A 6866-nucleotide genomic window follows, 5' to 3' on the forward strand; every position below is an offset into this window, starting at 1 on the left:
CAATGTGCAGCGAGTAGATAGAAAGGAAGGATGAAAAAATGAAAGATTGGTGGAAAGAAAGTGTTGTTTATCAAATTTATCCGAGAAGCTTTAACGATAGTAATGGGGATGGGATCGGCGATATAAAAGGAATAACTGAAAAATTGGACCATCTGCAGGATTTAGGGATCGATGTTATTTGGCTTTCTCCAGTATATCAATCACCAAATGACGATAACGGCTATGACATAAGCGATTATGAGGATATCATGGAGGAGTTCGGAACGATGGAAGACTTTGACGAAATGTTGGAGGAAGCCCACAACCGGGACATTAAAATTATGATGGACCTGGTAGTGAATCACACTTCTGACGAGCATCGCTGGTTCCTGAAGTCACGTTCTTCCAAAGATAATCCGTACCGTGACTATTATATATGGAAACCTGGTATAGATGGAAAGCCTCCTACTAACTGGGGAGCAGCTTTCGGCGGCAGTACTTGGGAATATGACGAAAACACCGATGAATATTACTTACACCTTTTCAGTAGGAAGCAGCCTGATTTGAACTGGGAAAATCCACGGTTGCGCAGGGAAGTGTATGACATGATGAATCGCTGGCTCGATAAGGGGGTGGACGGTTTCCGGATGGATGTCGTCAACTTCCTTTCGAAAGATCAGCGCTATCCGGACGGCGAAAAAATGGGAACCGGTTATGGAAACGGCGCCCCATATTATATGAATGGCCCGCGCATTCATGAGTTTTTGCAGGAAATGAACAAGAAGGTATTGTCTAACTATGACACAATCACGGTAGGCGAAATGCCTGGAGTTGATGTGGAGGAAGCCAAGCTTTATACGGGTAAAGGCAGAAACGAATTAAATATGGTCTTCCATTTTGAGCATGTGGATATCGGAAATGGAGAATTTGGAAAATGGTCTAACCAACCATGGAAACTGACCAAATTGAAGACTATTTTTTCCAGATGGCAAGAGGGCTTGGAAAGTGATGGTTGGAATAGCCTGTATTGGAGCAATCATGACCAGCCAAGAGCCATCTCTCGTTTCGGAAATGATAATGAGCAGTACCGGGTCGTTTCCGGTAAAATGCTGGCAACATGCCTTCACCTGTTAAAGGGGACCCCCTATATTTATCAAGGAGAAGAAATAGGCATGACCAATGTTGCCTTTCAATCAATCGACCATTACCGGGATATTGAATCCTTGAATGCTTACCGGGATCTGACGGCAGGGGAATTGTTAACCCCGGAAGACATGATGAAGGGAATCCATGCACGCAGCAGGGACAATGGAAGAACTCCTGTACAGTGGTCTGCAAGTGAACATGCTGGATTCACGTCTGGAGAACCGTGGATAGCTGTCAATCCTAACTACGAGCAAGTCAATGCTGAAATAGTCAAGAACAATCCAGATTCTATTTTTTATTATTACAAAAAACTGATCAAGCTACGCAAGGACAATCCGATAATCGTCCATGGCAAGTATGAGCTAATTTTGGAAGACGATGAACAGATTTATGCCTATACCAGAACTTTAGGGGAAGAAAAATTACTAGTCATTTGCAGTTTCTCTGAGGAACCGGCAGCATTTAAACTTCCTAAAGGCGTCGGCTTTTCTGAGAAGGAGTTGATGATTGCGAACTATCAAGTAGATTCGAATGAGCCTATAGATTCCTTCAAACTAAGACCCTATGAAGCTCGAGTCTATAAACTGACATAGGGATAAACTCTACTCTTATCCACAAATCCTATTATCGGGAAAGAATTTCTCGACAGCCTGTAGGCAGAGACGTAAAATACGTTTCTGCCTATTTATTAGATTGACAGCCAAATAGCATGGTGATAGTATGTGAAATATGTGAAAACGATTGCATTATTTGGTGCAAGGTGAGTTAATAGACAATTTATATTTCAGGGGGTAGGGGAATGAGGAAGAAGCCATATTTGATTGACGGAATAATTGGAAACGGAAACATGCTTCTAGCATTTAATAAAGCAGGTAATATCGAAAGGCTGAGCTGGCCGCGGATTGATTACATAGATCAAGTTAACCACCAGTGGACTGGTATCCACGAGCAGGGAGCAGAAAAGACTTCCTTTTTCCATGATGAGAGTTTTACGAATGAGCAATTTTATCTCGAAGACACCAATGTCCTTGTTACAAGAAATGCAAGGGATGATTGGCATATTGAGCAGACAGATTATGTTCTTCCATCACAGGATGTCTGGGTGAGAGATTGTGTAATCAAAAACAACACGTCAGAAGAGAAAACGATTGCACTAGTTCATTTTTCCGATGCCGCATTAGATGGCCAAAAAAACTTTCAAACAACAAAATTCGACTTAGACAATGACAGTTTGATTCATTACTACCGCCAAACAGCGCTGGCAATTACATCTTCTGCAAAAATATCCCTATATCAGGCTGGCAAGGCGAAAGAACAGGCGGAAATGAATCGTATGGAAGGGCGTGACATTCTGAATAATCCGGAAGGGGCCATTTCTATCGATGCGGGCGTTGTCAAACCAGGCGAAACCAAAAAAGTGACGCTATATATCAGTTTGGCAAATACCGAGAAGGAAGCCGTTTCCTCTATTCTCGAAGCAAAGAGGCTGGGCGAAAAGCAATTGCGGAAAAAAACAGTCGATTACTGGACTGCTATTTTGGATGAAAGGGAAAAACTGTCCATTAAAAGTGACAAGGTAAACGAACTGTATAAGCGGTCTATATTAACGTTTCATTTGTTGCAAAACAAAGAGACGGGTGCTTTTATCGCAGGTCCGGAAGTAGATGAAGAATACGATTATTCCGGTGGTTATGCCTACTGTTGGGGAAGAGATGCAGCTTTTATCGCATCTGCAGTTGATGCTGCGGGGTATCATGATTTGGTTAGCAAGTTTTATCAATTTAAAACGGCCATCCAGAGCGAAGATGGTTCATGGGATCAACGCTATTATACGGATGGGGTTTTGGCTCCGACTTGGGGTATGCAAGTAGACGAAATAGGCTCGATTGTATGGGGAATGAATCATCACTATCAACTGACCAAGGACGAAAGCTTCCGGAAGGACACTTGGCCAAGTGTTAAGAGAGGTGCTGATTTCCTTTGCGGATTTATTGATCCGGAGACGAATTTACCGATGCCATCCAAAGACTTATGGGAGAAACGCACGGGTGAACACTTATATTCAACGGCAGCGGTGTACGGCGGTTTAATGGGGGCTGCTGATTACGCTGAATTAGAGCAGCAGCAGGAATTGGCTGATCAGTACAGGGACAAAGCCCTGAAAATGAAAGAGGCAGCGGAGACGATTGGTTGGAACGAGCGAGAACAACGGTTTGTGAGATCCCTAAAACTAACAGTAACAGGGGACAGGTATGAGGAAGAGAAGAATGCCGGTGGAAAGGTCCTGTTTAAGGAAAATGGTAAAGGCGTCAAGGAATACATGATTTGGGAAGATACTACACCGGACATTTCTTTGCTTGGGTTGCATTACCCCTTTGCAATGATTGGCCAGACTGAGGACAAGCTTGCAAAGACAGCGCATGCTATCGAAACAACGTGTACATCCCGGCACGTAGGCGGGATTGAAAGATTTCCGGGAGATGTGTATATCGGAGGTAACCCATGGTTGATTTCCACCTTGTGGCTCGCCATATACAAATTACGAAGTGACGAAACAGACCAGGCGTTAGAATTGTTTAACTGGACAACGGATCATGCCAATCATTTAGGGTTGATGCCGGAACAAATTGATAAAGAGACTGACGAACCTGCATGGGTGATGCCTTTAACCTGGTCACACGCCATGTATGTGTTGACACTTAAAGAACTTGCTGCAAAAAACTTAATCTAAACTCCATGAAGAAGCGGGTGAAGGAGAGATCTTCAGCCGTTTTTTCAATTTCATAGGCTGGGCTACCTTTTGATGCAACTTTTTAAAGCGGCAACTATAGATTTAATCAAAAGCAAACTTGTATTTTGATAGGATGATTACAATTGTAGGTGTTTTTACCATACTTTTAAATATAAAATGAAAAAATAACTCTTCCTGGTTGCCCTCTAGGACAACCTGTGTTACTATTTGTTTATGCAAACGTATTCACTGTATTCTGATCAGGTGATTGAGAAAGTACATAACCTATCAATCTCTCATTTTTTTGATTTATTTGAAAGCGCTACATTATTTTTTTATTTGTTTATGCAAACGAATTCACAAACTAAAAAGGATAGGGAGTAGATGAGATGAAAGGAACAAAATTTTACACCAAAGCAGCTACGGCGCTATTTGCTTCTAGCATTTTACTAGCGGGATGTGGATCTTCCGATTCGGGTTCTGGTGCATCAGGTGATCAAGTTACAGTTGACATGTTTCAATTCAAAGTAGAAATCAAAGATCAATTGGAGAGCTTAGTCGAACAGTATGAGGAAGAAAATCCAGACGTGAACATTAACGTGAAAACGGTCGGTGGGGGAAATGATTACGCGGCGTCCCTTAAGTCGGCTTTCTCTTCAGGTGATGAACCCGATATCTTTAACGTTCAATCCCCCACAGAAGTCGAAGATTACCGGGATTACTTAGCAGACCTTTCTGAAACAGAAGCAGTTGGACAAGCGTTGGACGGCACATTGTCGACTGTTACAGATGGAGAAGAAATACTTGGGATGCCTTTCAGTCAGGAAGGCTACGGTCTGATTTATAACAAACGAATTTTTGAAGAAGCAGGAATCAACCCTGAGGAGATTGTTACGTACGAAGATTTAGAAGGCGCTGTCAAAACGCTTGACAGCAAAAAAGACGAATTGGGAATTGATGCAGTTTTCGCCCTTCCAGGTAAAGAAAAATGGGTGCTTGGAAACCATCTCTCCAATACTTTCCTTGCTCCTGAATTTAACAACGATATTTTAGAAGCGCATCATTCGGAAACGGTTGCTTTCGAAAGAGGCGACGAGATGAAACGTTTCCTCGATTTACAGCACCAATATTCAGTACAACCTGTAAACAGCCTTGACTACTCTCAACAAGTAGAAGAGAACTTCTCCCTTGAAAAAGTAGCTATTATTCAACAAGGGAACTGGGTGTACAATGCTATTGCTGACATGGATCCTGAATTAGCGGAAAACGGGATTGGAATGATTCCTATTCCTGTAGAAGGCAACGAAGGGAAGCTTCCGGTAGGTGTTCCGCAGTATTGGGCGGTTAATAAGCAAAGTGATGAAGAAGTAGTAGAAGCGGCCAAGGATTTCTTGGATTGGATGAATACATCCGAAGCTGGAAAAGAAGCAGTTATGCAAGACTTCAAATTCATCCCGGCATATGAAGGCTATGATACTTCTAAAATAGCAGATCCGCTTTCCCAGGATATCTATAAGTATGCTGAATCCGGTGAAACGCTTGGATGGGTATTCTTAGGTGCACCGACTCCATGGCAGACTGAAGTGTTAGGTGTCGACATGCAGAAATACCTGAGCGGTGACATGACTTGGGAAGAGTTGGAAAGTGATGCAACTGCGAAATGGGAAGAAGCAAGACAATAATCAGGACATGATATACAGCTGACAAAGCGATCAGACTCTTGTCAGCTGTAACTTTTAATCGACAAATATAGGATGGGGAAATACATCGGAGGGGATTTATATGGCTAACCGGAGCCTGTCATTTTGGTTGTTCTTAACACCAGTGCTTTTGGGATTAAGTTTGGTCGTAGTCATTCCGTTTGTGTACGGGCTCGTCTACTCGTTCACCAACTGGAATGGATTAACAGCTACAGAGTTTTTAGGGTTCAAAAATTACATTGATTTGTTTAAGGACGAAGAATTTCGGGCGGCGATGTGGTTTACGATCCAGTTTTCAGTTGTTGCCGTGATTTTGCTCAACTTTATGGGCTTGGGACTTGCGCTGCTCGTCACCAGAAAGCTTAAATCCAGTAACTTCTTGAGAACGATTTTCTTTATGCCGAACTTGATCGGCGGTTTGATATTAGGTTTCATCTGGCAGTTCATTTTCATCAGTGTTTTCGATGACATCGGAACAGCCCTCGGCATCGAGGCGTTGAGCGGCTGGTTGTCCACGAAGAACACCGGGTTCTGGGGACTTGTGATTCTAACATGCTGGCAAATGGCCGGTTATATCATGATCATTTACATTGCATACTTGCAGAACATCCCAAAAGAACTGATTGAAGCAGCGGAAATCGATGGAGCGAACAGCTGGCAGCGCCTGCGCCATATTACGTTCCCGCTAGTCGCACCTGCGTTCACGATCAGTATGTTCTTGACGTTGTCTACGTCTTTTAAGATTTATGACCAGAATCTGTCGCTGACAAATGGCGGTCCGTTTAACTCGACCCAGATGGTGGCGATGGAAATCGTCAAAACGGCGTTCAACGAAAACAACATGGCATATGCCCAGGCGAAAGGGATCATTTTCTTCGTGATTGTGGCGGCAATCGCCATCACGCAAGTGTATTACAATAAAAAACGGGAGGTCGAAATGTAATGAAAAGCACCGAACTGAGCGGCGGCCGGATTGCAGCCCAAAGCAAATCGAAAGGCTTGAAGCTGGACAAAACAAAACGCAACTTGATCATTATTGAAATCGTCGGCCTGTTGATCGCCTTGTTGTGGCTGTCCCCGTTTTATTTAATGCTTGTCAATGCTTTCAAAACGAAACGCGAGATCTTTGAAGGGGTACTCGGGCTTCCGACAGCCTTGACGTCAGAGAACTTCGTCAATGCGTTCATTGATTTGAACTTTATGTCGTCCCTGTTCAACTCGCTGTTGGTCACAGGTGCCAGTGTGGCTATTATCATCCTTTGTTCCTCCATGGCAGGGTATGCTTTGGCGAGGAACAAGAGTAAGTTGAG

General features: G+C 43.3%; 5 protein-coding genes. All 5 read left to right on the forward strand.

Annotated features, from left to right (window positions below; all coding sequences use genetic code 11):
- The first annotated feature begins 38 nt into the window (after positions 1 to 38).
- Positions 39 to 1718, forward strand: coding sequence for a glycoside hydrolase family 13 protein (locus CZ434_RS18645; RefSeq protein WP_077624505.1), 1680 nt, complete (start codon positions 39 to 41; stop codon positions 1716 to 1718).
- A gap of 206 nt (positions 1719 to 1924) precedes the next feature.
- Entirely contained in the window at positions 1925 to 3856 is a 1932-nt protein-coding gene (locus CZ434_RS18650; RefSeq protein ID WP_077624506.1) for a glycoside hydrolase family 15 protein, read from the forward strand.
- A 389-nt stretch (positions 3857 to 4245) separates the two neighbouring features.
- Positions 4246 to 5538 carry an ABC transporter substrate-binding protein gene (locus tag CZ434_RS18655; RefSeq protein WP_077624507.1) on the forward strand — a complete coding sequence of 431 codons (1293 nt, stop codon included), beginning with the start codon at positions 4246 to 4248 and terminating at the stop codon, positions 5536 to 5538.
- A gap of 100 nt (positions 5539 to 5638) precedes the next feature.
- A complete protein-coding gene (locus CZ434_RS18660; RefSeq protein ID WP_077624508.1) occupies positions 5639 to 6499 on the forward strand; it encodes a carbohydrate ABC transporter permease in 861 nt (286 codons plus the stop codon).
- On the forward strand, positions 6499 to 6866 hold a 368-nt coding region (locus tag CZ434_RS18665), incomplete at its 3' end, for an ABC transporter permease family protein (RefSeq protein ID WP_483880240.1). The genes CZ434_RS18660 and CZ434_RS18665, both read left to right, overlap by 1 nt.

This window comes from Sediminibacillus massiliensis (assembly GCF_900156915.1).
Taxonomy (GTDB): Bacteria; Bacillota; Bacilli; order Bacillales; family Amphibacillaceae; genus Sediminibacillus_A; species Sediminibacillus_A massiliensis.